17 protein-coding genes are annotated in these 24,869 nt (G+C 67.7%); 8 read left to right on the top strand and 9 right to left on the bottom strand.

All coding sequences use genetic code 11. The annotated features are described in order from the left end of the window. Positions 1-22 precede the first annotated feature (22 nt). Positions 23-1,099: a glycosyltransferase family 2 protein gene (locus HWX76_RS30185; protein ID WP_050013720.1), complete on the bottom strand. Its 1,077-nt coding sequence runs from the start codon at positions 1,097-1,099 to the stop codon at positions 23-25. Between the two features lie 608 nt (positions 1,100-1,707). Here HWX76_RS30185 and HWX76_RS30180 point away from each other — a divergent pair. Further along, entirely contained in the window at positions 1,708-2,067 is a 360-nt protein-coding gene (locus HWX76_RS30180; protein ID WP_089488326.1) for an avidin/streptavidin family protein, read from the top strand. Positions 2,068-2,241: 174 nt separating this feature from the next. Here HWX76_RS30180 and glmS read toward each other — a convergent pair whose 3' ends face one another. The 7 genes from glmS to HWX76_RS30145 form a co-directional block, all read right to left on the bottom strand. After that, positions 2,242-4,059, bottom strand: a complete 1,818-nt coding sequence (glmS, locus tag HWX76_RS30175; protein WP_124556675.1) for a glutamine--fructose-6-phosphate transaminase (isomerizing) — start codon at positions 4,057-4,059, stop codon at positions 2,242-2,244. Positions 4,060-4,108: 49 nt separating this feature from the next. After that, on the bottom strand, positions 4,109-5,197 hold the full coding sequence (locus HWX76_RS30170) for a hypothetical protein (RefSeq protein WP_176016787.1): 1,089 nt from the start codon (positions 5,195-5,197) through the stop codon (positions 4,109-4,111). A 91-nt stretch (positions 5,198-5,288) separates the two neighbouring features. Further along, a complete protein-coding gene (locus HWX76_RS30165; RefSeq protein ID WP_176016786.1) occupies positions 5,289-7,436 on the bottom strand; it encodes a hypothetical protein in 2,148 nt (715 codons plus the stop codon). Between the two features lie 342 nt (positions 7,437-7,778). Then, on the bottom strand, positions 7,779-8,549 hold the full coding sequence (locus HWX76_RS30160) for a hypothetical protein (RefSeq protein WP_089488329.1): 771 nt from the start codon (positions 8,547-8,549) through the stop codon (positions 7,779-7,781). Between the two features lie 13 nt (positions 8,550-8,562). Then, complete coding sequence (locus tag HWX76_RS30155; protein WP_050013726.1) at positions 8,563-9,573, bottom strand: YaiO family outer membrane beta-barrel protein; 1,011 nt, start codon at positions 9,571-9,573, stop codon at positions 8,563-8,565. A 10-nt stretch (positions 9,574-9,583) separates the two neighbouring features. After that, a complete protein-coding gene (locus HWX76_RS30150; RefSeq protein WP_176016785.1) occupies positions 9,584-10,579 on the bottom strand; it encodes a polymer-forming cytoskeletal protein in 996 nt (331 codons plus the stop codon). A gap of 3 nt (positions 10,580-10,582) precedes the next feature. Beyond that, positions 10,583-12,124, bottom strand: coding sequence for a glycosyltransferase (locus tag HWX76_RS30145; RefSeq protein ID WP_176016784.1), 1,542 nt, complete (start codon positions 12,122-12,124; stop codon positions 10,583-10,585). A gap of 1,179 nt (positions 12,125-13,303) precedes the next feature. Here HWX76_RS30145 and wecB point away from each other — a divergent pair. The 4 genes from wecB (at position 13,304) to HWX76_RS30125 (ending at position 19,066) form a co-directional block, all read left to right on the top strand. Next, a complete protein-coding gene (wecB, locus tag HWX76_RS30140) occupies positions 13,304-14,521 on the top strand; it encodes a UDP-N-acetylglucosamine 2-epimerase (non-hydrolyzing) (protein ID WP_176016783.1) in 1,218 nt (405 codons plus the stop codon). Between the two features lie 452 nt (positions 14,522-14,973). After that, the gene (locus HWX76_RS30135; RefSeq protein WP_050013730.1) at positions 14,974-15,435 is read left to right on the top strand and encodes a (2Fe-2S)-binding protein; all 462 of its coding nucleotides are present in this window, start codon (positions 14,974-14,976) and stop codon (positions 15,433-15,435) included. After that, complete coding sequence (locus HWX76_RS30130; RefSeq protein ID WP_176016782.1) at positions 15,432-17,756, top strand: xanthine dehydrogenase family protein molybdopterin-binding subunit; 2,325 nt, start codon at positions 15,432-15,434, stop codon at positions 17,754-17,756. Before HWX76_RS30135 ends, HWX76_RS30130 begins: the two co-directional genes overlap by 4 nt. Before the next feature lie 329 nt (positions 17,757-18,085). Beyond that, positions 18,086-19,066, top strand: a complete 981-nt coding sequence (locus tag HWX76_RS30125) for an NADPH:quinone oxidoreductase family protein (protein ID WP_050013732.1) — start codon at positions 18,086-18,088, stop codon at positions 19,064-19,066. 159 nt (positions 19,067-19,225) lie between these two features. Here HWX76_RS30125 and HWX76_RS30120 read toward each other — a convergent pair whose 3' ends face one another. Further along, positions 19,226-19,777, bottom strand: a complete 552-nt coding sequence (locus HWX76_RS30120; RefSeq protein WP_176016781.1) for a PadR family transcriptional regulator — start codon at positions 19,775-19,777, stop codon at positions 19,226-19,228. A gap of 153 nt (positions 19,778-19,930) precedes the next feature. Between HWX76_RS30120 and HWX76_RS30115 the strand changes: the two genes are divergently transcribed. The 3 genes from HWX76_RS30115 to HWX76_RS30105 all read left to right on the top strand — a co-directional run bounded on the left by HWX76_RS30115 (position 19,931) and on the right by HWX76_RS30105 (position 24,867). Beyond that, positions 19,931-21,955, top strand: a complete 2,025-nt coding sequence (locus HWX76_RS30115) for an NADPH-dependent 2,4-dienoyl-CoA reductase (protein ID WP_176016780.1) — start codon at positions 19,931-19,933, stop codon at positions 21,953-21,955. Between the two features lie 46 nt (positions 21,956-22,001). Further along, positions 22,002-22,442 (top strand): nuclear transport factor 2 family protein, encoded by a 441-nt coding sequence (locus HWX76_RS30110; protein WP_050013735.1) that lies wholly within the window; start codon positions 22,002-22,004, stop codon positions 22,440-22,442. A gap of 334 nt (positions 22,443-22,776) precedes the next feature. After that, positions 22,777-24,867 (top strand): TonB-dependent siderophore receptor, encoded by a 2,091-nt coding sequence (locus HWX76_RS30105; protein ID WP_176016833.1) that lies wholly within the window; start codon positions 22,777-22,779, stop codon positions 24,865-24,867. Positions 24,868-24,869: the final 2 nt, after the last annotated feature.

The raw sequence follows: 24,869 nt of genomic DNA, 5'->3' as shown, positions 1-24,869 counted from the left end.
GTCCAATTGACGCGGCCCGGTGCTACTTGAACGACGTCTTGCGGGCGGTGATGCTCGCGGCGGCCGGCGTCGCGGCCCGGCGGCGCGCCGAGTGCGCACGCTTGAGCGGAAACTGCAGCAGCTTCGATGCCGGTCGCGCGGCCGCATCGCGCTCGGCACGGTAGTGCCGCCTCACGAGATAGACGGGGCGTTGCTTCGATTCGTGATAGATCCGGCCGAGGTATTCGCCGATCACGCCGATGCCGATCAACTGGATGCCGCCGACGAACAGCACGACGGAAATCAGCGACGGGTAGCCGTGCACCGGATTGCCGTACAGCAGCGTGCGCGCGACGATGAACGCGCCATACGCGAGCGACAGCATCGCGAACGTGAGGCCGACATAGGTCCACACGCGCAGCGGCACCGTGCTGAAGCTCGTGATGCCCTCGAGCGCGAAATTCCAGCGCCGCCATCCGGAGAATTTCGAGCGGCCGCCGCTACGCGCCGCACGCGTGTATTCGACGATCTCGGTCCGGTAGCCGACCCACGCGAACAGCCCTTTCATGAAGCGCCGCCGTTCCGGCAACGCACGCAGCGCGTCGACGACCTCGCGGTCCATCAGCCGGAAATCGCCGACGTTCTCCGGCATCTCGACTTCGGAGAGCCGGTTGTGCACGCGGTAGTAGAGCGCGGCGGCCACCCGCTGCATCAGCGGGTCGCACCGGCGGTCGGTGCGCTTCGCGGCGACGACCTCGGCGCCCGCGCGCCAGCGTTCGAGCATCGCGGGAATCAGCGCGGGCGGGTCCTGCAGGTCGGCGTCGATCAGGATCACGGCCGCGCCGGCCGCTTCGTCGAGGCCCGCGGTGAGCGCCGCTTCCTTGCCGAAGCGGCGTGTGAGGTCCAGGACGTGCACGCGCGGGTCGCCGGCGGCGACCGAGCGCAGCCGGTCCAGCGTGCGATCGCGGCTGCCGTCGTTGACGCAGACGATCTCGAAGCGTACCGACGCGACCGACTCGAGAACGGGCAGCGTTTCGGCAAAGAACGCGTCGATCGTTTCTTCTTCGTCGTGAAACGGCACGACGAGCGATATCAACGGCTTCCTGGCTTGCGTGGACATCCTGCGGTCTCCCGAGAGATCTGGCCTGCGCTGCACCGTATGGTTCCCGTTGTCGTTTGCCGCACGGGTCGGGCCTGGGTCGGCGCGAATTCGGTTCCGGGCTGCTCGTTTGCCCACGAGCACGCCGTGCGGTTCAAATATCGTACGAAGAACTCGAAGATTCAAGCACGATTTTTGACGGTGCATGCGACATCGTGCTTTTGCGATCAACCTGGTATCGAATTTCTTCAGAATGACCCATGACGCTCAGCGCGGAAGAAGGTCCGCGACCGCTCGCGAAGTCGCCGCGGCGACAGAGGCGAGACTTCGCGCCGTGCGCGATGTTACGGCGAATAAAGTAGGGAACAAGAGTGTACGAGCTGCCCGGATCGCGACATGCAGCCCTTCATATCGTCTGACGACCATCTATACTTTCCGTGGTCATGCCGGATCGCGGGCGCCAGCAATTTTTTGCTATTGCTCGATTCGTATCAGGCTTCACTCGTCACAACGACGCTCGCCGATGCACGGCGCTGGCTCGAGCGCCCATTTTGCCGCCGGAAGAAGAACGACAAGCACGCGCGGCCGCCTGGCAGGCGATCAAGTGTCCGGGGCTCAGGAGGTGCGTGATGAACTGGATTGGCACGTGGCGTAATCAATATGGTTCTACACTGACCATCGCGGATGACAAGAATGGCGTCATCCGTGGCGTATTCAGCACGGCGTTGCGGGACAGCGCGTTCTTTGGTCATGATCTGCCCGTCTCCGGCGTCGGGTATGGCGATTGCATCAACTTCGCTTTCGGCATGTCGAACGACCTGGTGTCGGCGATCTGTTCTTTCACCGGCATGCTGCGTGACGGCAAGCTGCAGACCGTATGGCATGTCGTGACCAGCAAGGCGCCACGGCAAGGCTCACGATCATCGGCGTTCGGCTGGGCACATGCCGTTCAGACCAATGCGGATACATTCGACAGAGTCGCCGATTAACGTACCCGGAAGCGGATGGTTCGGGGCAGAAGGGCGGGCCGGTCAGCGGGATGTCCGGGCAACCGAGGGCCGTTCCCGTTGAAAGCGTCAATCGTCCCTGCTCGAATCGTGTACGGCGGGCCCGTTTGATCGCCAGGCGACCTCCGCGGGCCAGCCCCTCGTCACGCAACCCCCTCACTCGACCGTCACCGATTTCGCCAGGTTCCTCGGCTTGTCGATATCCGCACCCCGCAAGCACGCCGCGTGATACGCGAGCAACTGCAACGGCACGACGTGCAGGATCGGCGACAACAACCCGTAGTAATCCGGCATGCGCAGCACCGACACGCCTTCGCCGTTGTCGATCCGCGTATCGGCGTCCGCGAACACGTAAAGCTGGCCGCCGCGCGCGCGCACTTCCTGCATGTTCGACTTGAGCTTTTCGAGCAGCGCATCGTTCGGCGCGATCGTCGCGACGGGCATCGTGTGCGTGACGAGCGCCAGTGGCCCGTGTTTCAGCTCGCCGGCCGGATACGCTTCCGCGTGGATATACGAAATCTCCTTCAGCTTCAACGCGCCCTCGAGCGCGATCGGGTAGTGCAGCCCGCGCCCGAGAAACAGCGCGTTTTCATGCTGCGAGAATTCCGCCGCCCAGCGCTCGATCTGCGGCTCCAGCCCCAGCACGTCTTCGAGCGCGCCAGGCAGCCGCCGCAACTGTGTCGTATAGCGCGCGAGTTGCGCATCGTCGACGTAGCCGCGCAGCCGCCCGAGCGTGACGGCGAGAATGAACAGCGCGGCGAGCTGCGTCGTGAACGCCTTGGTCGACGCGACGCCGATTTCCGGGCCGGCCCGCGTCAGGAAGCGCAGGCCGGTCTGGCGCATCATCGCGCTGGTCGGCACGTTGCAGATCGCCAGCGTGTCGATGTGGCCGAGCGCCTGCGCGTACTTGAGCGCGGCGAGCGTGTCGGCGGTCTCGCCGGATTGCGACACGCTGACCACCAGCGTATTCGGCATCGCGAGCGCGTCGCTGTAGCGGTATTCGCTCGCGATCTCGACCTGCGCAGGGAGGCGCGCGATCGTCTCGAGCCAGCGGCGGGCAGTCAGGCCCGCGTAGTGGCTCGTGCCGCATGCGAGGATCAGCACGTTGTCGATCTGCTCGAACGCGCGCGGGGCGTCGGGGCCGAATACGGCCGGATCGAACAGTCCGGCATCGGGGATCGTCGCGGCCACGGCCTGCGGTTGCTCGAAAATTTCCTTCTGCATGAAATGCCGGTACGGCCCGAGCTCGACCACGCCCTGCACGGACGGAATGGTTTGTATCGCGCGTTCGATCGGCGTGCCGGTGCGATCGAGCACCCGCACGCCGCCCGGCGTCAGTTCGACGATGTCGCCTTCCTCGAGAAAGATGAAGCGGTCGGTGATGCCGGCGAGCGCGAGCGCGTCGGACGCGAGAAAGCATTCGCCGTCCTTCACGCCGACGACGAGCGGCGAGCCGGCCCGCGCGCCGATCAGCCGCTGCGGCTCGCGCTTGCTGAACACCGCGATCGCATAGGCGCCGTGCAACTGCGAGGTCGCGTCGCGGACGGCGGCGAGCAGGTCTCCGCGATACTTGCTGTGGATCAGGTGCGCGACCACCTCGGTGTCGGTCTGGCCGTCGAACTCGTAGTGTTCGTCGGATAGTTGCTTGCGCAACGTTTCGTGGTTCTCGATGATGCCGTTGTGCACGAGCGCGATTTCGTCGCGCGAGAAGATCGGATGCGCGTTGCAGGTCGCCGGCGCGCCGTGGGTAGCCCAGCGCGTGTGCGCGATGCCGGTGCTGCCGGCCAGGCCGGCGCTGCGCACGTGGGCGTCGAGATCGGCGACGCGCGACACGCTGCGCTCGCGGCGTGCCTGGCCGTTGACGACCGTTGCCACGCCGCATGAATCGTAGCCGCGATATTCAAGGCGGCGCAAACCTTCGATCAGAATCGGGACGATGTCCCGTTGCGCGACCGCGCCGACGATGCCACACATGACACGTCTCCTTCCCTGTAGATTCCCCCGGACCGTGCGCACGCGTGGATCAGCGTGACGCGGTCTCCGTTGTCGCCGCCGTCGTGAAGCCGCATTGCGCGGGCGCGACCGGGTCGGCCATCCGGCTTTCGAATGCCAGATAAAGCGCTTCCTCCAGGACGTTCCAGTGTGCGCCGTGCCGGTACGGGCCCGATAGCGCATGCCAGCACGCGACCGTGTTCCGGTCGTTCATCTTGAATGCGACCAGGGCGATCAAGCCCCACGGATAATCGGAGCTGGCCAGTTGCAGCCAGGTCTTGCCGTACTTCTGCATCCACTGCGCGTAGAACACATCGTTCGATTGCTGCGGAACCTGAATGCCCGACAGGAGCGGAAAGATCTGCGCCACTTTCGCCGGATAGAAGGTCGTGTCGCTGATGCGCTGCGTGCTTGGGCGAAAGCCCGACTGCGTGCCGCGCCAGAACACCTTCAGGATCGCGGACGCGAGCCGGTCGGCGCGCTGGCTCCACGGGCCGGCGCGCGTGGAGTCGCCACGCCGCACGTAATACGCGGCGAGCGCCTGGAACGCGCTGTGTACCTCGACGTTGTCCATCAGCAGCGCGACGTGCAGCGTCGACGAGATCTGATAGACGCCCGTGGGCTTGCTGAGCAGCGTATCCAGATGCGCACCGGCGCGATTCAGGCTGAGTTCCCATGCGGCGGGCATGCCGTCGGGCGGCGCGAAGCGGGCGAGCAGTTCGATCCAGGTCGCCATCATCGCGTCGTCGGCGTCGGCTTCGGCGCATGAACTGTACTGGCCGCTCTTCACGCAATAGCGATCGAAGCCGCCGTCCGGACGCTGGCGCGGCAACAGCCACGCGATCCAGGCGAGCGCGGCCTGATGGGCGTCGAGGCCGGCATCGGCGGCGCCGAGCAGGGCTTTCGCGGCGAAATACGGATCGATGCCGGCGCCGTTCAGACGCACGGTGATCGCGCCGTCGGGGCGTTGGTAGAGCCCGTTGAGCTGGAGTTCGGCGGCGCCCGCATGCGGTGCGACGCCGCATGCGGCGATACAGCAGGCGACGCACCACAGGCGGCATAGCCGGGCGGTGGCCGCCACGCGTGCGCGTGCGGTCGGGAAAAGCGCGGGCCGGTTCATGATGGGGGCTCCTGCGCGGTGGTCCTGCGCAAATTCCGCCGGGCGCGGCGTTGGCCGCGTCGCGCGCCGGCGGGTGGGTCGATGTCGCGGCTCAGTGCACCTTGGCGCTGGTGAACTTGAGACTGGTCCCGCTGTTCGCGGTCACGAGCCAGTACGTCGAGTCGGTGATGACGACGCTACCGAGGCCTTGCGTGATCAACGGCAGCGCGAAGGCCTTCTTCGGCAGCAGCCACGTCATGTTCGCGAGGCTGGTCGGGTGGCTGGCGGCGAACGACCAGCCGGTGCCCGTATCGGTGGCCGACCACGTGACGTTCAGGCGTGCGCGGTCGAACACCGTGATGTCGGTCATCGTGTACCACTTGAACTGACCGAGCAGCTTCAGCGTGTTGGCTTGATTGAAGATCGCGGACAGCGTCGACGTGTAGGACGACGCGCCGAGCGGGTGCGCATAGATCAGCCGGCTCGTGCGGTTCGCGACGACGAAGTTCATCAGGGATGCGTACCAGTTGTTCACGTCGGCCGTCGGCACCGCGTATTGCTGGAACTCCTCGAACGTCGCGTACTTGCCGAACGGCATCACGGGGTACGCCCACAGGCCGGGGTTCAGCAACGCGCCGTTGCGGTAGGCGCGGGTCGGTGCCGAGCCGGTGTGGCCGGTGAAGTAGTAGCCGTTGAAGCCGTTGCTTTCGAGCCAGTTGACCGACCACGTCGGCGTGTTGCCTTCCGGCGCCGCGTACTCGACGTCGGGCAAGGCCGTCGTCGCCTGGACGGCCTGATGGTTCATCACCAGGTACTGCGTAAACGTGCTCGCGTTGGTTTCGCTCGCATTCGCCCCCCAGTAGTCGTGGATCCAGCCGCCGTGGCTGCCGACGCGATGGCCCTTGCTCACGAAATACTTGAGGAGATTCTGCGCGGACGGGTTGTTGGCGAGATTGATGCCGCCACCGTCGCCGAACGCCGCTTCATCGGGGCCGGCCGTGACCACGAGCGAGAACGGCCCGTTGTTCCACACGCCGAGGCTCTTCAGGTAGAGCGCCGGCTGGATCTGGTCGCCCGCGCAGAAGTGCCAGTTGAACACGAGCCCGGCCATCGCCTTCGGCAGCGGCGACAGCGACGGCAGGTTAAGCATCTGCGTGCCGAAATAATGCAGGTAGCCGTGAATCAGCATGCCGTCGGTCTGGCCGTCGAGGTAGGCGAGCGGGAGGTTGACGAACAGCACGCCGCCGTTGCCGTACGTGTTGTAGCCGGACACCAGCCCGAAGGTCGGCGAGGTCAGGATCGTCGTGCCGGTGTACGTCCCCTGCGTGACGAAGCTCGGATAGGTGAGGAAGCCGTACACGTAGCCGGAGATGCCTTCGAGCGTGTCGGTGGTGGTGGCCAGCGTCGACGCGAGCGCGGTGGCCGTCTTGCCGGTCGACGTGCTCAGCAGCGAATTGGCGGTATACGTCGTGGTTTTCTTCAGCTTGCCGGTCACGGTGCCGGTCAGCTTCGGGGCCGTCTGGTTCAGCACGCCGCTGCCGGTGGACGGCGTCGTGTACTGAAACCATGCGCCGTGGTTGTAGTTGGCGAGGCCGCCGGGGTTCGACGGGCTGGCGGCGAGAAACTGTGCGCTGCCCGACGCCGAATTGGTCGACGTGCCCGAGGTGCCCGACGTGCTCGTCGAGGCGAGGGCGCTGGCGGTCGTGGTGGTCGACGAAGTCGTGGTCCATGCCATCGACTTGCCGGGGGGCACCTGGAGCGTGCGCAGCCAGCTGCTCATGCCGGTTACATTGCCGAGACCGATCATGTTGCCGCCGTATTGGTCATACAGCACATAGTCCACACCGGCCATGCTGCTGAAGCGCGATTTCGGGCTGACGTAGAAGCCGGCCGAATTCAGTACGCCGAAATCGTAGACGAGCATCACCTTGCCGCCGTTCAGCGCGTAGTTCTGGATCGCGGTCACGAGCGCGTCGGCGGCCGTCGTATGCACCTGATCGGGCAGGATCAGGCCCGGATACTGCGACAGCGTCGCGCCGGCCGCCATGAACTGGCTGTCGGTCATCACCTTGATCTGCAGCCCTTCTTCCTGGGCACTGTCGAGCCATGCGGATACGCGCGAATCGGGCAGCGTCAGCGTATCGGGCACCAACAGCAGAAGCTGGTTGGTGGCCGCCTGAACGCCGCCCGGACTGAATGCGAACGCGAGCGCGAACAGCGCGAACAGGATCCGCAAGAACTTGCCTGACTTTGCCAACATGGTGTGCTCCTCGCTCAAGGAATGGGGGCGTGCGGCAGCCGGGATACGCGTGCCGCCAGGTCGAGCATTCCAGCCCCGTAGGTGTGTTGCGGCTGTCCGGTTCGTCGGGTATCGAGCGGTGCGTGTCACGGCGGTCCGACCGCGCCAATGCGCCGGTGCGCCGGTGCGCCGCGCTGCCTTCGCCGGTGAGAGGACTCGATGCGACGCATGGAAAGAAGCGAACAACGTGCCATTGGCGCAGGAGGCCCGGTCCTGCTGGCTTCCTGCACTGCCGGTCGCGCGGCACGGTCGCAAACCCGACGGATTCGTTTCATCGCTGATACGGCGCGTTGGGACGCGCTATCAGCAGACGGAATCGCGATCGCGCGTCAGCGCGCCGGGCCAGCTCGCGCAGTAGGTATAGAGCGTGACCAGCAGGGCGATCAGCAGCGGCCCGCCGAGCAGGAAATAGCAGAACGGCAAAAACAGCAGCGAGCCGTGATGGACGATCGTCGCGTGCAGCAGCATCACGAACGGCAGCGCGAACACGAAGTAGCCCAGCACCAGCAGCGACGCGAAGGCTTTTTGCAGCAGCGAGAAATCGAGCGGGTAGTACAGCGCGGCCATGACCAGCGGAATCAGCGCGATCGCCGCGCCGTGCAGCACGAACATGTCGCGCAGATGCAGTTGCGGGACGTACGGGAACGTGCCGGGCGCGAGCCAGAAGTACGCGCAAATCAGCAGCTGGGTGAAGCTCGCGATACGTAACAGATATGCAACGGGCAGCCAGCGCGCGCGCCGGATGAACGATGCGGCGAAGCCGATCATGCAGAGCGCGGCGGTGGCGACCAGCAGCGTGCCGCCCGGCATGCGGGCCGCGACGTCGATCGACAGCAGCGGCACGCGCGGTGCGTCGGGGGGATAGCCGATCACGATCACGTGAAGCGCCGGATCGATCTGGCGCGCGCCCCACGCCATGACCGCGCGCCAGTAGCGCCACGCCATCGGCAATCCGAACCACAGCGACGCGTACAGCGCGGGCGTCAGCAGCGCGATCGACGACAGCCAGCGCTGCGGGTGCGCGTGGGTGCGCAGCGAACGGTCGACGGGAGGACGGACGGGATGCGTCTGCATGGCGCCCGCCCGCTTACCAGCGATAGAAGACGCTGAGCTCGCCGCCGATTCGTGAGTAATACGGGTTGTGGTAGTACGCGAATTCGAGTTGCGTCCCCCACTTGCGCGTGACCCAGTAGCGCCATTTCGCGGTGATCTCGTGGCTGCGGAAATCCGCGATCTGCGAGCCCGAGCCGGTGACCTGATACGCCTCGCGGCCGACGCCGCCGCGCAGCACGATCACGCTCTTGCCGACTTCGCCGTAGGTGACGGCGCCGTAGTAGGCGGGCGCCTTCACCGATCCGGGCGAATCGACCGTATAGTTCGCGCCCGCCTCGAAAATCCACTTCGGCAATGCGTACCAGATCACGCCGGCGTGATAGAGCTGGTCGCGGTGGCCGCTGCGGTTCCACGCGTAGCCGGCGCCGAGCGACACGACCAGCGAACGATCGGACAACAGCTTGCGGTTGATCGATACGTCGACGCGCGCACTCGGCAGGATCGTGCCTGACGTGGTGCCGGAAAAGCCGATCCCGCCGAACCAGTCGGGGCCGAGGTTCTGCACGTAGGTCAGCGCGCCGAGCTGCGTGTTCTCGCCGAAGCGGTGCAGTTGCGCCAGTTCGCCGAGCACGGTGCGACTGCCGTCCTGATAGACGCCGCGCAGGTGCACGCCGTACCAGTCGCCGTAGCCGTGCGTCAGATGTGCGCTCGAATAGCCGAGCGACAGTTCGGTGTGCGATTCCTGCGGCGCCTGCACATGGGTGACGACTGCATCGGGCAGCGGCGGCCGGTTCGTATCCTCGGGCGTGAACTCGGCGAGCGGCACGCCGTCCGGCAGGCCTTCGGCGTCGACGCGCACGAACATCGATTCGTCGCGCATCCGTGGCGTGATGACGGTCGTGGGCGGCGGCTGCACGGCGGGCGCGGCGGCGGCATCGTCCGGCTGCTCCGCCAGCGCCGCGGGCGCGCCGAAGGCGACGCCGCACAGCATCGCGAGGGTGGCAACCGGCACGCGCGGGCCGCGATGGCTGGGGCGATCGGACATGAGGCGCTCCTTAACGGGATGTGTGGAACCAGCCGCTGCGCCACGCGACGAGATCGCCATGCAGGCAGGCATGATCGACGATCGATACGTCGCGCGCACACGCGCTGACCGGATGACCGGCGACGCCGATGCGCGCACCCGTCAGTCGCAACAGGCCGCCGGCCGACACGACGCCGTCGATGCAGCTCGCGTGGGCGAGCAACACGTCGTCGCGCGCGAATACCGCGCCGTGCAGCAACGCGTGACGTTCGAGTTCGACGCGATGCGCCTTGACGCTGCCGCGCAGCACGCAGCCTTCGCCGAGGACGAGCGTTCCTTCGACGATCAGGTTGCCTTGCACGACCGTGTGCGCGGGCAGGCGAACGTCGCACGGCAGCAGGTAACGACCGTGCAGGAAGCGATGCGGCAGCGACGCGAAGTGGCGGGTGAGCGTGATCGCGCGGCGCGGAGCGGCCGGTATGTCCGCGGGCCGCGGGCCGGGCGCCGCGCCGAAGACGAGCGGCTCGCCATACAGGCACGCGAAGCCGCCGGCGCCGCGCAGGCGCACCGTGTCGCCGACCACGACGCCGCGCAGCACCGCATCGTCGACGTCGATCAGCGGCGCATGCGCGAGCGTGCCGATCGTCGCGCCGGCACGGATGTCGATGCGCTGGTCGGCGAACGCGTACGCGGCCCGCGCGCCGTCGTCGAGCGTGATCGAACGGTCGGCGTAGAGCACGTCGTCGCGATGCGCGTCGCGTGCGACCTGGATCGCATCCGCATGCTCGACGGCCAGTCCGAGCGTCTGCCACGGCGGCGCGCCGGATGCATCCGGCGGCGGCGTGCCGGCCACGTGCGCGCGCAGCGCGTCGTGCCAGCGCGCGGCGAGCAGCGCCTGGTCGACGAACGGCCCGTCGCCGATCGGCAGCGCCGCGACGTCGCTGCGCCGGATCAGTTCATGCAGCATCGGCAGGAACGGCAGCGTGAGCACGCCGGCCACCGGCACCATCACGTTGAAGGTCGTCATCGCTCATCGCTCCGGTTTCAACTGCCGGCGAAAACGCTCGGTCTTGTCCCACTTCAGTTCGCGGCGGAACGCCGCGTCGAGCGCGAGTCCCCACAGCGCGGAGACGACCGCCGCGATCGTCACGCAAAAGCCGACGACGTTGACCGGCACGAGCCGCAGCCGCGTCGCGCGGCCGTCGAGCCGCGCGGCGACGACGATCTCGAAGAACACGCCGAAGTTGCCGAAGGTGCTGAACGAGAACAGCGCGAACAGCGACAGCAGCAGGCCGAGCGCGGTCGAGTTGACGCCGTTGAACAGGTAGAGCGCGAGCGCGGCGCTCCACGCGATCGCGAGCAGCGCGGGCATCGTGAACACGCCGAGCAGCAGCGCGCCGTCGAGCCGGCAGCGGCGCGAGATCAGCGGGTTGCGCAGCACCGGAACCAGATAGCGCAGCATCGTCTGGTTGTGGCCCTTCGCCCAGCGCGTCAGTTGCCGCGCGCGGACGGCCCAGCGCTCCGGTACTTCCTCGTAACATTCGGCGTGGTTCAGATAGACCGTGCGCCAGTCGCTCAGCAGCAGGCGGTAGGTCATGTCGGTATCTTCGGCGAGCGTGTCGTCGCACCAGCCGCCCACGGCGTCGAGCGCGCCCTTGCGGATGCCGCCGACCGTGCCGCCGTACTGCGGCACCAGGTTCAGATTGTTGCGGGCTTGCTGGTTGACCTGATAGCCGCCCGCGCGCTCGAGATCGAGTAGCCGTGCGAGCAGGTTGCTGTCGGCGTTCTGCGGCACGACACGGCCCATCACCGCGCCGACTTCCGGGTCGAAGAACGGCGCGACCAGTTCCTTCAGCAGCCCCGGGCGCGGCAGGTAGTCGGCATCGAATACGACCATGATGTCGCCGCGGATGAAGCGCAGCGCATCCTTCAGCGCGGCTGCCTTGCCCGGCTTGCCGGTCTCGCGGTGAAACGGCTGAATCAGCTCGGGCGCGAGTGCGCGGACTTCGTCGATCAATGCGCGCGTGTTGTCGGTCGAGCGGTCGTTGACCGGAATGATCGTCAGCCGGTCGCGCGGGTAGGTCGTCGCCAGCAGCGCCATCAGGCAATCGACGATGACGGTTTCCTCGTTGTGGGCGGCGACGAAGACGGTGAGCCGCGGCCAGTCGCCGTGGGTCATCGTCCGGTAGGGCGCGTGTTGCGGCTTGAACAGGCGGTCGAGGCTGAATACGTAATGCCGGGCGGCATACGCGCACGTCAACAGCGTGAACAGCCACAGGTACGCGACGCACGGTATCAGCAGCAGCTCGGGATCGAATGCGACGCCCGGCGTGGCGGCGGGCGGCGGCTCGAGCGACGCGTCCGGATCGGGCGAGGCCGGCGCGACGAGCGCGATGCGCGCCATCGCGATCCCGGTGGTTGCGGCCGTTGCGGCGGTTGCGGCGGGCACGCCCAACCGGGCCGGTTCGGCGATCGCCTGCGAGGCGGTGTCGCGCACGATCAGCGAGCACGCAAGCACGATCAGCAGCAGGATGCCTTGCTCGCAGAATGACGCCGCCCGCGTTTTCTTCATGTCCCCATCCCCGTGCCCGCAACGACGACCGATGAGAGCTGAAGGCGCTCCGTGGATCGCGCGGACGTCAATGGGAAACGATGGCGCGTTCGTCGCGGGGCGGTTGTCGGCTGCCCCGGACGGATGCGTCGCATCGTCTCCCGGCTTCGTTGCTTTGGCGCCCCCATCTGTCTGCTGCGATGCGCGTGCTTCGGGACGCACTGTCCGACATCAAGCAAGGGGTGAGCCATCTGCCGCGATGCCCCGCGCAGCAAGGAGGCCCGCGCGGGAAGCGGATGCGGCATGCGTGCAGCCGGCGTGTTTTGATTCACTGACGAATCAGCGTGCGCGCGTCGCATCCGACCCCGCACGGTCGGCCGCGCGGCTCGAGCGCGTCGCGCGGCGCCCGGACCGTCCCAGCTGCCGATGCCGCGTGGCCGGGTGCGGCTTGGCATGGCTGGCCGTCGCGTGTCGTTCGGCATGCACGCGTCGGCCCGCGATCGCTACGCGCGCTGCTTTCACATGAGACGAATGGACCGGACTCCGATGTATTCGCCAGTTTCGAATCCGCGTTACACATTCGCAACATTTCCCGAGCCCCGATTCGTGTGATTCAACGCGGCGTCGGATGTGGGCGAAATCCTGCGCGCGCCACGGCGGTCGACGCTCGCGTGCGCGCCGCGCACTGCACAGACGAAAGGGGCGAATCGAGGCGACGCAACGCGCGTCGAAAGGTCCGTGCGATTCGCTTCGTCACGAGGGCTCGACATGCATGCGCGATTCGTCGGACGACGTCGTCAGACGGATCGCGCGAGCGTCCGGCTGTTTATCGTTGCCGCGTCGATCCGGCGATGCGGGTGTCCGTAGCAGTTGTGAAACATTCCATGACGCACCGTTCGCGGGCAATGGCCGCGGAGCGAAGCGGGCCGCGACGCGAGCCGGCTGGTTTGAATATTGCTGGTGTGGGAGGACGCGACGCTCGACACAGCGAGGAACGACTCATGACGTGATTGATCCAGTGCAACGGGACGCCGGTAGTACGACGATTCGCGCGGCCTGGACCGCGCGGACGCGGCAGCGCGCTCGCCCCGCCACACCGCCGCAGCTCGATCGCGTGCGCGTACGGGATGCGCCGCCCGAATACATGCTTCGCGCCGCGTGCAGGATCGCCGGGCGCGAAGCGGCTAAACGAGGATAACGATGAAGAAGATCTTGCTTGTGTTCGGGACTCGGCCGGAGGCCATCAAGATGGCGCCGCTGGTGCGTGCGCTGAAGGCGCAGACGGATGTCGACGCCCGCGTGTGCGTGACCGCGCAGCATCGGCAAATGCTCGATCAGGTGCTGACGCTGTTCGACATCAAGCCCGACTACGATCTCAACCTGATGCGGCAAGGCCAGACGCTGACCGACGTGACGACCGGCATTCTTCATGCGATCGGCGTCGTCTTCGACGATTTTCGGCCGGACATCGTGCTGGTCCACGGCGATACGACGACCACGCTCGCGGTGAGCCTGGCGGCGTTCTATCGCTATCTGCCGGTCGGTCACGTGGAGGCCGGCCTGCGCAGCGGCGACATCTGGTCGCCGTGGCCGGAGGAGCTGAATCGCCGCGTGACCGATGCGGTGTCGTCATGGCATTTCGCGCCGACCGGGCAGGCCCGCGACAACCTGCTGAGCGAGGGCGTGCCGGGCGGGGGCGTCTCGCTGACCGGCAATACCGTGATCGATGCGTTGCACGAGGTCAAGCGCATGCTGGATCGCACCGCCGCGCTGTCGGACAAGATCGCCGCGTACTTCCCGTTTCTCGAACCGTCGCGGCGCGTCGTGCTGATCACCGGCCATCGCCGCGAAAGTTTCGGGGAACCGTTCCGGCATTTCTGCGACGCGCTGTGCACGCTGGCGAACCGCTATCGCGATGCGCAGTTCGTCTATCCGCTGCACCTGAACCCGAACGTGCAGGAGCCGGCGCGCGCGCGGCTCGGCGGCGTGCCCAACATCTACCTGATCGAGCCGCAGGAATACCTGTCGTTCGTATTCCTGATGTCGCGCGCGCATTTCATCATCACGGATTCGGGCGGCATTCAGGAAGAAGGGCCGGCGCTCGGCAAGCCGGTGCTCGTCACGCGCGAGACGACCGAGCGGCCCGAGGCGATTCAGGCCGGCACCGCGCGGCTCGTCGGCACCGATCAGGACCGGATCGTGTGGGAAGCGTCGCGGCTGTTCGACAGCGAGAGCGCGTACGAGGAAATGTCGCGCGCGAGCAATCCATACGGCGACGGCCATGCGAGCGAGCGGATCGTCCACGCGCTGATGCGTACGCCCGGCGTGCCCACGAAGACGACCAGTTTCTCGATGGGCGCCGCGGAGATGCCGTTCAACGCGCTCACGCTCGGGTTGCAGGCGTTGCGCTCGCCGTGAGGAAGACCGTGCGGTAGTGCGTTGCGTCGCGTTCGGCGCAACCATCAAGCATCCGGTCCGGCCGTGAGGTCGGCCGGATGTTTGCCTATGTGCGACCCGGAACGCGCGCTCGCGATGCACGCTAAAGCCCCGTCGATGACACGCGCCATCTCCGGCCGTGCGTTCTCCCCGCTTGCCTGAAACGCCCGAATCGCCGCGACCCGACGTCAAATCCGAAATGGTTCGATAATGCGGGCGGCGATCCATGCGGACGAGCGCCGGCCGGGCAAAGGCGAAAGGTTGCGCAGGCAACCGGCCGACGGCATCGTTCGCAGCATCCGCCCGACCGTGCGTGCACGCGACACGGTCGACGAAACGGCGCCACGCCTGCCTGATCGTTCGGAATGTGCGCCGCGCCGTTCGAATCCCCACTCGATGCCTGCCCGGCGGGCATCGCAACCAGGAGGTGAACGATGATCACGCTGACCGTCAACGGTAGCGAGCAGCACTTCGACGGCAATCCCGACATGCCGTTGCTCTGGTATCTGCGCGATGTGCTCGGCCACACCGGCACCAAGTTCGGCTGCGGGATGGCGCTGTGCGGTGCGTGCACCGTGCATCTCGACGGCGTCGCGATCCGCGCGTGCATCACGCCGGTCGCGGCGGCGGCGTCCAGGCGCGTGACGACGATCGAGGGGCTGTCGACGGATCTCACGCACCCGCTGCAGCAGGCGTGGCAGGAACTGAACGTCGCGCAATGCGGCTACTGCCAGTCCGGGCAGATCATGCAGGCCGCGTCGCTGCTGAAGACGAATCCCCATCCGACCGATGCCGACATCGACGATGCGATGTCCGGCAACATCTGCCGCTGCGGCACCTATACGCGCATTCGCGCGGCCATCCGGCTGGCCGTGCGCCGCGGAGGTGACGCATGAGGGCGCCCGAACTCTCCGTCGACAACGAAAGCCGTCGCGCGCTGCTGCTCGGCTTCGCATCGGGCGGGCTGCTGCTCGCGTTCGGCGTGCCGTCGCTCGCGCAGGCGGCCACGCCGGCGCAGCCGCCCGTCAGCGCGAATCCGCAGTATGGCGGCGCGGGGATGCCGCATGGCTTGCGCGACGATCCGAACCTGTTCGTTGCGATCGCACCGGACGGCACCGTCACGGTGACCTGCATCCGCTCCGAGATGGGCCAGGGCGTACGCACGAGCGTCGCGCTCGTGGTCGCCGACGAACTGGGCGCGGACTGGGCGCGGGTGAAGGTCGCGCAAGCGGTCGGCGACGAGCCGCGCTACGGCAACCAGAACACCGACGGTTCGCGCAGCCTGCGCCAGAGCTTCGCCGCGCTGCGCCGCGCGGGGGCGGCCGCGCGCACGATGCTCGCGCAGGCGGCCGCTGCCGTGTGGGGCGTCGACGTGCGCCAGGTGAAGGTGACGGTGCACGAGGTCGTCGACACGAAAACCGGACGCAAGCTCGGCTTCGGCGAACTGGCCGAGAAGGCGGCCGCGCTGCCGGTGCCCGATACGAAAAGCGTGGCGTTGAAGGCGCCGGCCGAATTCCGCTATATCGGCAAGGGCAAGACGGCGCTGATCGACGGACGCGACATCGTCGGCGGCCGCGCGCGGTACGGGATCGATACGCGCCTCGACGGCATGCTGTATGCGGTCGTTGCGCGACCGCCGGCCTACGGCGACACGGTCGCGTCGTTCGATGCGTCGGCCGCCGAGAAGCTGCCGGGTGTCGTCAAGGTCGTACAACTGGCGTCGACGCCGCTGCCGTCCGGCTTCCAGCCGCTCGGCGGCGTGGCCGTCATTGCGCGCGATACGTGGACGGCGATCCAGGCACGCGCGCAGTTGAAGATCGACTGGAAGCGCGGGCCGCATGCGGGCTACGACTCGGCCGCGTATCGCAAGACGCTCGAAGCGGCCGCCGCGCAGCCGGGCGACGTGATCCGCAACGACGGCGATGCGGCGGCCGCACTCGCCGGCGCCGCGAAACGCGTGCGCGCGACGTACTACGTTCCGCATCTCGCGCACGCGACGATGGAGCCGCCCGCGGCCGTCGCGCGGGTGGCCGACGGCCGCTGCGACGTGTGGACCTGCACGCAGGCGCCGCAGACCACGCGCGACGAGATCGCGAAGGCGCTCGGCGTGCCGGCCGAGCGTGTGACGGTCAACGTGACGTTGCTCGGCGGCGGCTTCGGCCGCAAGTCGAAGCCCGATTACGTGGTGGAAGCCGCGCTGCTGTCGAAGGCGGTCGGCGCGCCCGTGAAGCTGACGTTCACGCGCGAGGACGACATCGCGCACGACTACTTCCACGCGGTGTCGCTCGAAGCGTTCGACGGCGGGATCGATGCGGCGGGGAAGGTGGTCGCGTGGCAGCATCGCACGGTCGCGCCGTCGATCCAGTCGACGTTCCGCGCCGGCGTCGTGCACGAGCAGCCGGGCGAGCTCGCGCAAGGCATCGCGGATCTGCCGTTCGCGATCCCGAACGTGCGGATCGAGAATCCGGCCGCGCAAGCGCATACGCGGATCGGCTGGTTTCGCTCGGTGTACAACATTCCGCATGCGTTCGGCATCCAGAGCTTCGTGTCGGAACTCGCGCATGCGGCCGGCCGCGATCCGAAGGATTTCCTGCTCGACCTGATCGGGCCCGCGCGGCGTTTCGAGCCGCACATCACGGTGAAAAACGTGAACTACGGCGAGGATCCCGCGCTGTATCCGGTCGATACGGGCCGGCTGCGGCGCGTGGTCGAGACGGTCGCGCGCGAAGCCGGCTGGGGGCGCAAGCTGCCGAAGGGGCATGGGCTCGGGATCGCCGCGCATCGCAGCTTCGTGTCGTACACGGCGGCGGTGTGCGAGGTGCAGGTCGATGCGGACGGCAGGATCTCGGTGCCGCGCGTCGACATCGCGATCGACTGCGGGCCGCAGGTCAATCCGGAGCGAGTGCGCTCGCAGCTCGAGGGCGCGGTGGTGATGGGGCTCGGCATCGCGCTGCACGGCGAGATCACGTTCAAGGACGGCCACCCCGAGCAGAGCAACTTCAACGGCTTCCAGGTGCTGCGGATGAACGAGGCGCCGCGCGACATCCGCGTGCATCTCGTCGCGCCGGACGACTACGCGACGCCGCTCGGCGGCGTCGGCGAACCGGGCCTGCCGCCCGTCGCGCCGGCGCTGACCAACGCGATCTTCGCGGCGACCGGCACGCGCATTCGCAGCCTGCCGATTGCGGATCAGCTTTCGAAGCCGCAGGCGGGTTGACGCGATAGCTGTCCCGCGCCGGGCCGCCTCGTGCGGCCCGGCCCACTTCCCGAATACGCATACTGGCTGGCGTGTGTATCGTTGTCGCTTGTGAACGACCGTGCTAAATTCCTGCCAGCACTTGGCGCCACCCAACCCTTCATTCGGCTGACACGGCCGGCACCCCGGGAGGCAGCACGATCAGCCTGTTGATGTCGCGACGCGATCTCGCGTTCTGACGATGTCGCCGATGCCGTAGGGCATCGCATATGCGTCGTGAACCGGCCACGGGGAGATGTCCCGCACACCGTACCGATGCCCGGCCACGCCGCGCAAGGAGACAGAAGCGCATGAAAGCCCTGTTGTGTACCGCATTCGGCCCGATCGACCGCTTGCGCATCGAGGACGTCGCGATTCCAGAACCGGCTGCCGGGCAAGTCCGGATCCAGGTGAAGGCGGCGTCGCTCAACTTCCCCGACGCGCTGATCGTCCAGGGGCTGTATCAGGTGAAACCGGCGCTGCCGTTTTCGCCGGGCGCCGAGTTTGCCGGCGTGATCGACGCGGTCGGCGACGGCGTCACCGCGTGGCGGCCCGGCGATTCGGTGATGGCGTTTACCGGCCACGGCGGGTTCGCGCAGCAGTGCGTGGCCGACGCGCACCAACTCGCCGCGCTGCCGCCGGGCATGACGTTCGAGCAGGGCGCCGCGCTCGTGCTTGCGTACGGTACGTCGCTGCATGCGTTGCAGCAGCGGGCGCGCCTGCAGGCGGGCGAGACGCTGCTCGTGCTCGGGGCGGCCGGCGGCGTCGGCATCGCCGCGATCGAGATCGCGAAAGCGCTCGGTGCGCGCGTGATCGCGGCGGCGTCGAGCGCGGACAAGCTCGCGCTGTGCCGCGAAGCGGGCGCCGACGAGACGATCGACTATGCGACCGAAGACCTGCGCCGCCGCGTCGACGAACTGACCGGCGGGCGCGGCGCCGACGTCGTCTACGATCCGGTGGGCGGCGCATACAGCGAGGCGGCGTTGCGTGCGACCGCATGGCGCGGCCGGTTCCTCGTGGTCGGCTTCGCGGCCGGCGAGATCCCGAAGCTCGCGCTGAACCTCGCGCTGCTGAAGGAGCGCGACATTCTCGGCGTGTTCTGGGGCGATGCGGTGCGTCGCGATCCGGCGCAGCATGCGGCGAACATGCGGCTGCTCGCCGAATGGTTCGCGGCCGGCAAGGTGCGGCCCACGATCACCGAACGCGTGTCGCTGGACGGCGCGGCCGATGCGATCGCGCGGATGGCGAACCGGCAGGTGAAGGGCAAGGTGGTGATTTTGCCGGATGCGTGATCCGGGTTCGCCGCGCGGCGATTCAACGCAGGCTGCGCGGCCTGTGCTTCACGAAAGCGGGCGCGGTGCGACCTGCTGTAAAGGCGTCGCGATTACGTAGTCGGGCGCACGAGGCCGAGCGGCGGTGAAACGACCGCCGGCCGGCCTTCGCCAGCGGCTTCAATCCTTCGGCAAACGCAGCGTGTCGAGCGCGTGCTGCGAAAACTCGACCCAGAACCGTTCGTTTGCGATCCCGGCCTGCAGCACCAGATGCTGCAGGCGTTTCGTGCGTGAATCGCCAGCCACCGAATCGCCGTCCGCCAAAAAATCACGCGCCTCGATCTGCAAATACAAGTCCAGCTTTTCCTGATGCAGCGCGATGCGCCGCCGGATCTCGTGCTCGAGGCCGGCCGGCCCGAGCACGGCTTCCGCGCGCAGGCGCACCATCAACGCCTCGCGCAGCGGCGTCGGATCTTCCGGTTCGGCGATCCAGCGGCGCAATTCCTTCTTGCCGGCCGGCAGGATCCGGTACGCGCGCTTGCGGCCGCGGCCGGACTCGGCGGGCAGCGATTCGACCCAACCCATTTCCTCGAGACGCCCGAGTTCGCGATAGATCTGCTGATGCGTCGCCTGCCAGAAATAGCCGATCGAGCGATCGAAACGGTCGGCGAGCTCGGACCCCGAACCAGGGCGTTCGGCGAGGGCGGTGAGAAGCGCGTGAGGCAGGGACATGTCGGATCGAGGAAGGCTGCGCAATGAACCGAATCTTGCCATATCGGGGCCGCAGCACAAACGGCGCAGGTATGTTTGTGCAACATGTTGCACAAACGAAGTCGACGCGCTACCATCCGTGCAACTTGTTGCATAAAAGATGGAGACGCCCCGATGACCTTCCGTTATCCGCATTTGACGACCCCGCTCGAACTCGGCTTCACGTCGCTCAGGAACCGCGTGTTGATGGGCTCGATGCACGTCGGCCTCGAGGAAGCGCCGAACGGCTTCGAGCGGATGGCCGCGTTCTATGCGGAGCGCGCACGGGGCGAGGCCGGCCTGATCGTCACGGGCGGATTCGCGCCGAACGAGCGCGGCCGTCCGGCGCCGGGCGGCGCGATGCTGACGACCGAAGCGGAAGCCGAACGTCACCGCGTCGTGACGCGTGCGGTGCACGCGGAAGGCGGCAGGATCGCGTTGCAGATCCTGCATTTCGGGCGCTACGCGTATCACCCGGCGCTCGCGGCGCCCAGCGCGCTGCAGGCGCCGATCAACCGGTTCACGCCGCATGCGTTGACGAGCGACGAGGTCGACGAGACGATCGCCGATTTCGTGCGATGCGCGGCGCTCGCGCAGCATGCGGGCTACGACGGCGTCGAGATCATGGGGTCCGAGGGCTACCTGATCAACGAATTCATCGCCGCGCGCACGAACCATCGCGACGATGCGTGGGGCGGCGCGTACGACAACCGCATTCGCTTCGCGGTCGAGATCGTGCGGCGCGTGCGCGAGCGTGTCGGCGCGAACTTCATCGTCGTCTACCGGCTGTCGATGCTCGATCTCGTCGAAGGCGGCTCGACGCTCGACGAGGTGATCCGGCTCGCGCAGGCGATCGAGGCGGCCGGCGCGACGATCCTCAATACCGGCATCGGCTGGCACGAGGCGCGCATTCCGACCATCGCGACCAAGGTGCCGCGCGCAGCATACGCGTGGGTGACGCGGGAACTGATGGGCAAGGTCGGCATCCCGCTCGTCGCGACCAACCGGATCAATACGCCGGAAGTCGCCGAGCAACTGCTCGCCGACGGCTATTGCGACATGGTGTCGATGGCGCGGCCGTTCCTCGCCGATGCCGAGTTCGTCCGCAAGGCGCGGGAAGGGCGCGCGGACGAAATCAACACGTGCATCGGCTGCAACCAGGCATGCCTCGACCATACGTTCGGCGGCCGGATCACGTCGTGCCTCGTGAATCCGCGTGCGTGTCATGAAACCGAGCTCGTGATCCAGCCGGCGCCGCGCCGCAAGCGGATCGCGGTGGTCGGCGCCGGGCCCGCGGGCCTCGGCTTCGCGGTCACGGCGGCCGAGCGCGGTCATGCGGTCACGCTATACGAAGCCGGCGCCGAGATCGGCGGCCAGTTCAATATCGCGAAGAAGGTGCCCGGCAAGGAAGAGTTCAACGAGACGCTGCGCTATTTCCGCCGGCAGATCGAATTGCGCGGCATCGCGCTGCACGTCAATACGCGTGCGACCGCCGAGATGCTGTTGCAGGAAGCATTCGATGAAGTGGTGATCGCGACGGGCATCGTGCCGCGCACGCCGCCGATCGACGGCATCGGGCATCCGAAGGCGCTCGGCTATCTCGACGTGCTGCGCGACGACAAGGCGGTCGGTCGCAACGTCGCGATCGTCGGCGCGGGCGGCATCGGCTTCGACGTCGCCGAGTATCTCGTTCATCGCGACGGCGCCGAGCGTGTCGATGCGGACCGGTTCTTCAGCGAATGGGGCGTCGACCGGTCGTATGCGAATGCCGGCGGCCTGGGCCAAGCGCGGCCCGAACCGGCGGCGCGGCACGTGCATCTGCTGCAGCGCAAGGCCTCGAAGGTGGGCGACGGGCTCGGCAAGACCACCGGATGGATACACCGTACCGCGCTGAAGGCGCGCGGCGTCGGGATGTCGTCGTCGGTCACGTACCGGCGCATCGACGACGACGGCTTCCACGTGACGATCGACGGCGTCGACCGGACGTTGCCGGTGGACAACGTGGTGATCTGCGCGGGGCAGGAGCCGTCGCGCGAGCTGGCGGAGCAACTGCAGGCCGCCGGATGCCGCGTGCACCTGATCGGCGGCGCGGACGAGGCCGCCGAACTCGATGCGAAGCGCGCGATTCACCAGGGCACGACGCTGGCCGCGACCCTTTGATACCGATTCGTTTCTGTTCCGTCCCACCACGATGCTGGAGGCTTCGATGACACATTCCCCGCTGCATCTTCATCCCGCCGTCGCGAAATCGCTCGACGCATGGCATGCGATGGTCGAACGCAAGGATTTCGGCGCGCTGGAATCGATCGTCCATCCGGACGCCGTGTTCCGCTCGCCGATGGCGTTCAAGTCGTACGGGCCGGCGCCGGCGCTGCTGATGGCGCTGCGCACGGTGATTACGATCCTCGAGAATTTCACGTATCACCGCCAGTTCGCGGCCGACGACGGCAAGAGCGTCGTGCTGGAATTCGGCGCGACCATCGGCGACAAGGCGCTGAAGGGGATCGACATGATCCGTTTCGATGACGACGGGCGGATCGTCGAGTTCGAGGTGATGATCCGGCCGTTCAATGCGCTGCAGGCGCTCGGCGCGGAAATGGGCGCGCGGCTCGGGCAGCAGTTGCCGGCGTTCAAGACCGGCGGTTGAGCGCGGTGGCGGCTAGCGTGCAACCGGCTTGCGGCCGCGTTGCGGGGCCCCGCGCGCGAGGGGGTGCGCAGCGTCGACGAGGCGCGCGGCAACGCAGCTGTCAAAATCCTGACGGACCAAGTTGATATATTGTATCATCTGACGTTTTCGTCGCCGGTCGGCCGGCTGCCCGGGCCGCTCGCGTGCGACGACATTCAACGAAGATCGATACGACGTGACGAGAATCGGACCCACCCCGGCGCGCGGGGAGCGGCGCCATGCCGCGCCGCGCCGGCACGCGAGCGCCTGGCGCACGCGCGCGGCACGCAGTTGCACGACCCTGGTCGGCTGCGCGATCGCGACCACCGGCGCGCTGGCCGCCGAAGCCGTTGCATCGTCACCGGACGACCGGCACGCGCTGCCGGCGATCAACGTCACGGCTTCGTCCGCACCGACCGACCCGCTGACGCAACCGCTCGAAACCGGCTCGCGGCTCGGGCTCGCGAGCCTCGACACGCCCGCGAGCGTCGAAGCCGTCACGGCCGATACGATAGACGCACGCGGCGATCGCACAGTGCTCGATGCGGTCACGCGCACCGCCGGCTTCGCGAGCGCGATCGCGCCGGGCACCGGCGGCACCGCGTTGAGCGTGCGCGGCTTCAGCGGGCAGGAATCGGTGATGACGCTGCTCGACGGCGTGCGGCTGATGCCGGCGGCCGGCACGAGCACGTTTCCGTTCGACACGTGGTCGGTCGAGCGCATCGAGGTGTTGCGCGGCCCGGCATCGGTGTTGTACGGCGAAGGGGCGATCGGCGGGGTCGTAAACGTGGTGCCGAAGCGGCCGCAGCGCACGCGCGAGACGACGCTGCAGGCCGGCATCGGCCCCGACGGCGCGAAGCGCTTCGCGTTCGATACGACGGGCGCGCTCGGCCCGCGGCTGTCGTACCGTTTTTATGCGAGCGATGCGCGCGCGAACGGTCTCGCCGAGCGGGCCGATACGCATACGACGGCCATCGGCGGCGCGCTGACATTCGACGTGAGCCCACGACTCACGCTGACGCTCGACTACGACTACGGGCGCCAGATGCCCGCGACGTACTATGGCGTGCCCGCGCCGAACGGCGTGCTCGATTCGTCGCTGCGCAAGCTGAACTACACGGTCGGCGACGCGACGATTTCGTACTACGACCAGTGGACGCGCCTGTCGGCGCGCTACCGGCCCGCGTCCGGCGTGACGATCGACAATCAGCTCTACTACCTGACGTCGAACCGCCACTGGCGCAACGCGGAATCGTATGCGCTCGACGCGGCGACGGGGCGTGTCACGCGCGGCGACTATCTCGACATCGGCCACCATCAGCGGCAGATCGGCGATCGACTGAGCGCGCGCATCGACGGGATGCTGTTCGGTCGCGCGAACCGTTTCGTCGTCGGCACGGAATTCAGCCGGATCACGTTCAGCGGCATCAACAATTCGCCGTACGGCGGCGAAACGACGGTACCGGCGCACGGCTTCGATCCCGGTATGTTCACGAGCCCCGACCCGACCGTGCCGCAGTTCAGCACGCGCGCGCGGCAGGTGGCGGTATTCGCGGAGAACCGGCTCGACGTGCTGCCGCGGCTCGCGTGGGTGAGCGGTCTGCGCTACGACCACATCGCGTTCAGCCGCGAGCAGGCGGCGACCGGCGCGGGTTTCGACAAGCGGTTCGCGAACGTCGGCTGGCGCACCGGTTTCGTGTTCGACATCGCGCCGACGTTCAGCGCGTATGCGCAGTACACGACGGGCGCGGAGGGCGTCGGCTCGCTCGTGACGCTGTCCGCGTCGCAGGCGGGCTACCGGCTCGCGACCGGCGAACAGTGGGAGGCCGGGCTCAAGCAGACGCTGCTCGACGGTCGCGCGTACTGGACGTTCGCGGTATACGACATCACGAAGCGCAACCTGCTCAGCGCCGACCCGTTCAATCCGGCGCTGCGCCAGCAGGTCGGCCGGCAGTCGTCGCGCGGCGTCGAGCTGACCGGCGGCGCGCGGCTGCCGCACGGCTGGACGATCGATGCGAACGTCGCGCTGCTGCGCGCACGCTACGACGCCTTCAACCAGACGGTCGGCGGCGCGACGGTGTCGCGGGCCGGCAACGTGCCGTCCGGCGTGCCGCAACAGACGGCAAACCTGTGGCTCGGCTGGGCGTTCGCCGAGCGCTGGCACGCGAATGCGGGCGTGCGCTACGTCGGCGCGACGTACGGCGACGACGCGAATCGCGTGCAGGTGCCGTCGTACACGGTGTTCGATGCGTCGCTGCGCTGGCAGCCGACGTCGCGCACCGAGCTCGCGCTGTATCTGCGCAATCTCGCGAACCGCACGTACGCGGTGACGACGTCGAACGGCGGCGAACAATGGCTGCTCGGCCCGTCGCGCTCGGCGGAGCTCGTCGCGACGATGCGCTTCTAGGG

The sequence above is a fragment of the Burkholderia sp. BCC0398 genome (genome assembly GCF_902833245.1).
Classification (GTDB): Bacteria; Pseudomonadota; Gammaproteobacteria; order Burkholderiales; family Burkholderiaceae; genus Burkholderia; species Burkholderia sola.
This window is presented reverse-complemented; position numbering and strand designations above follow the sequence as displayed.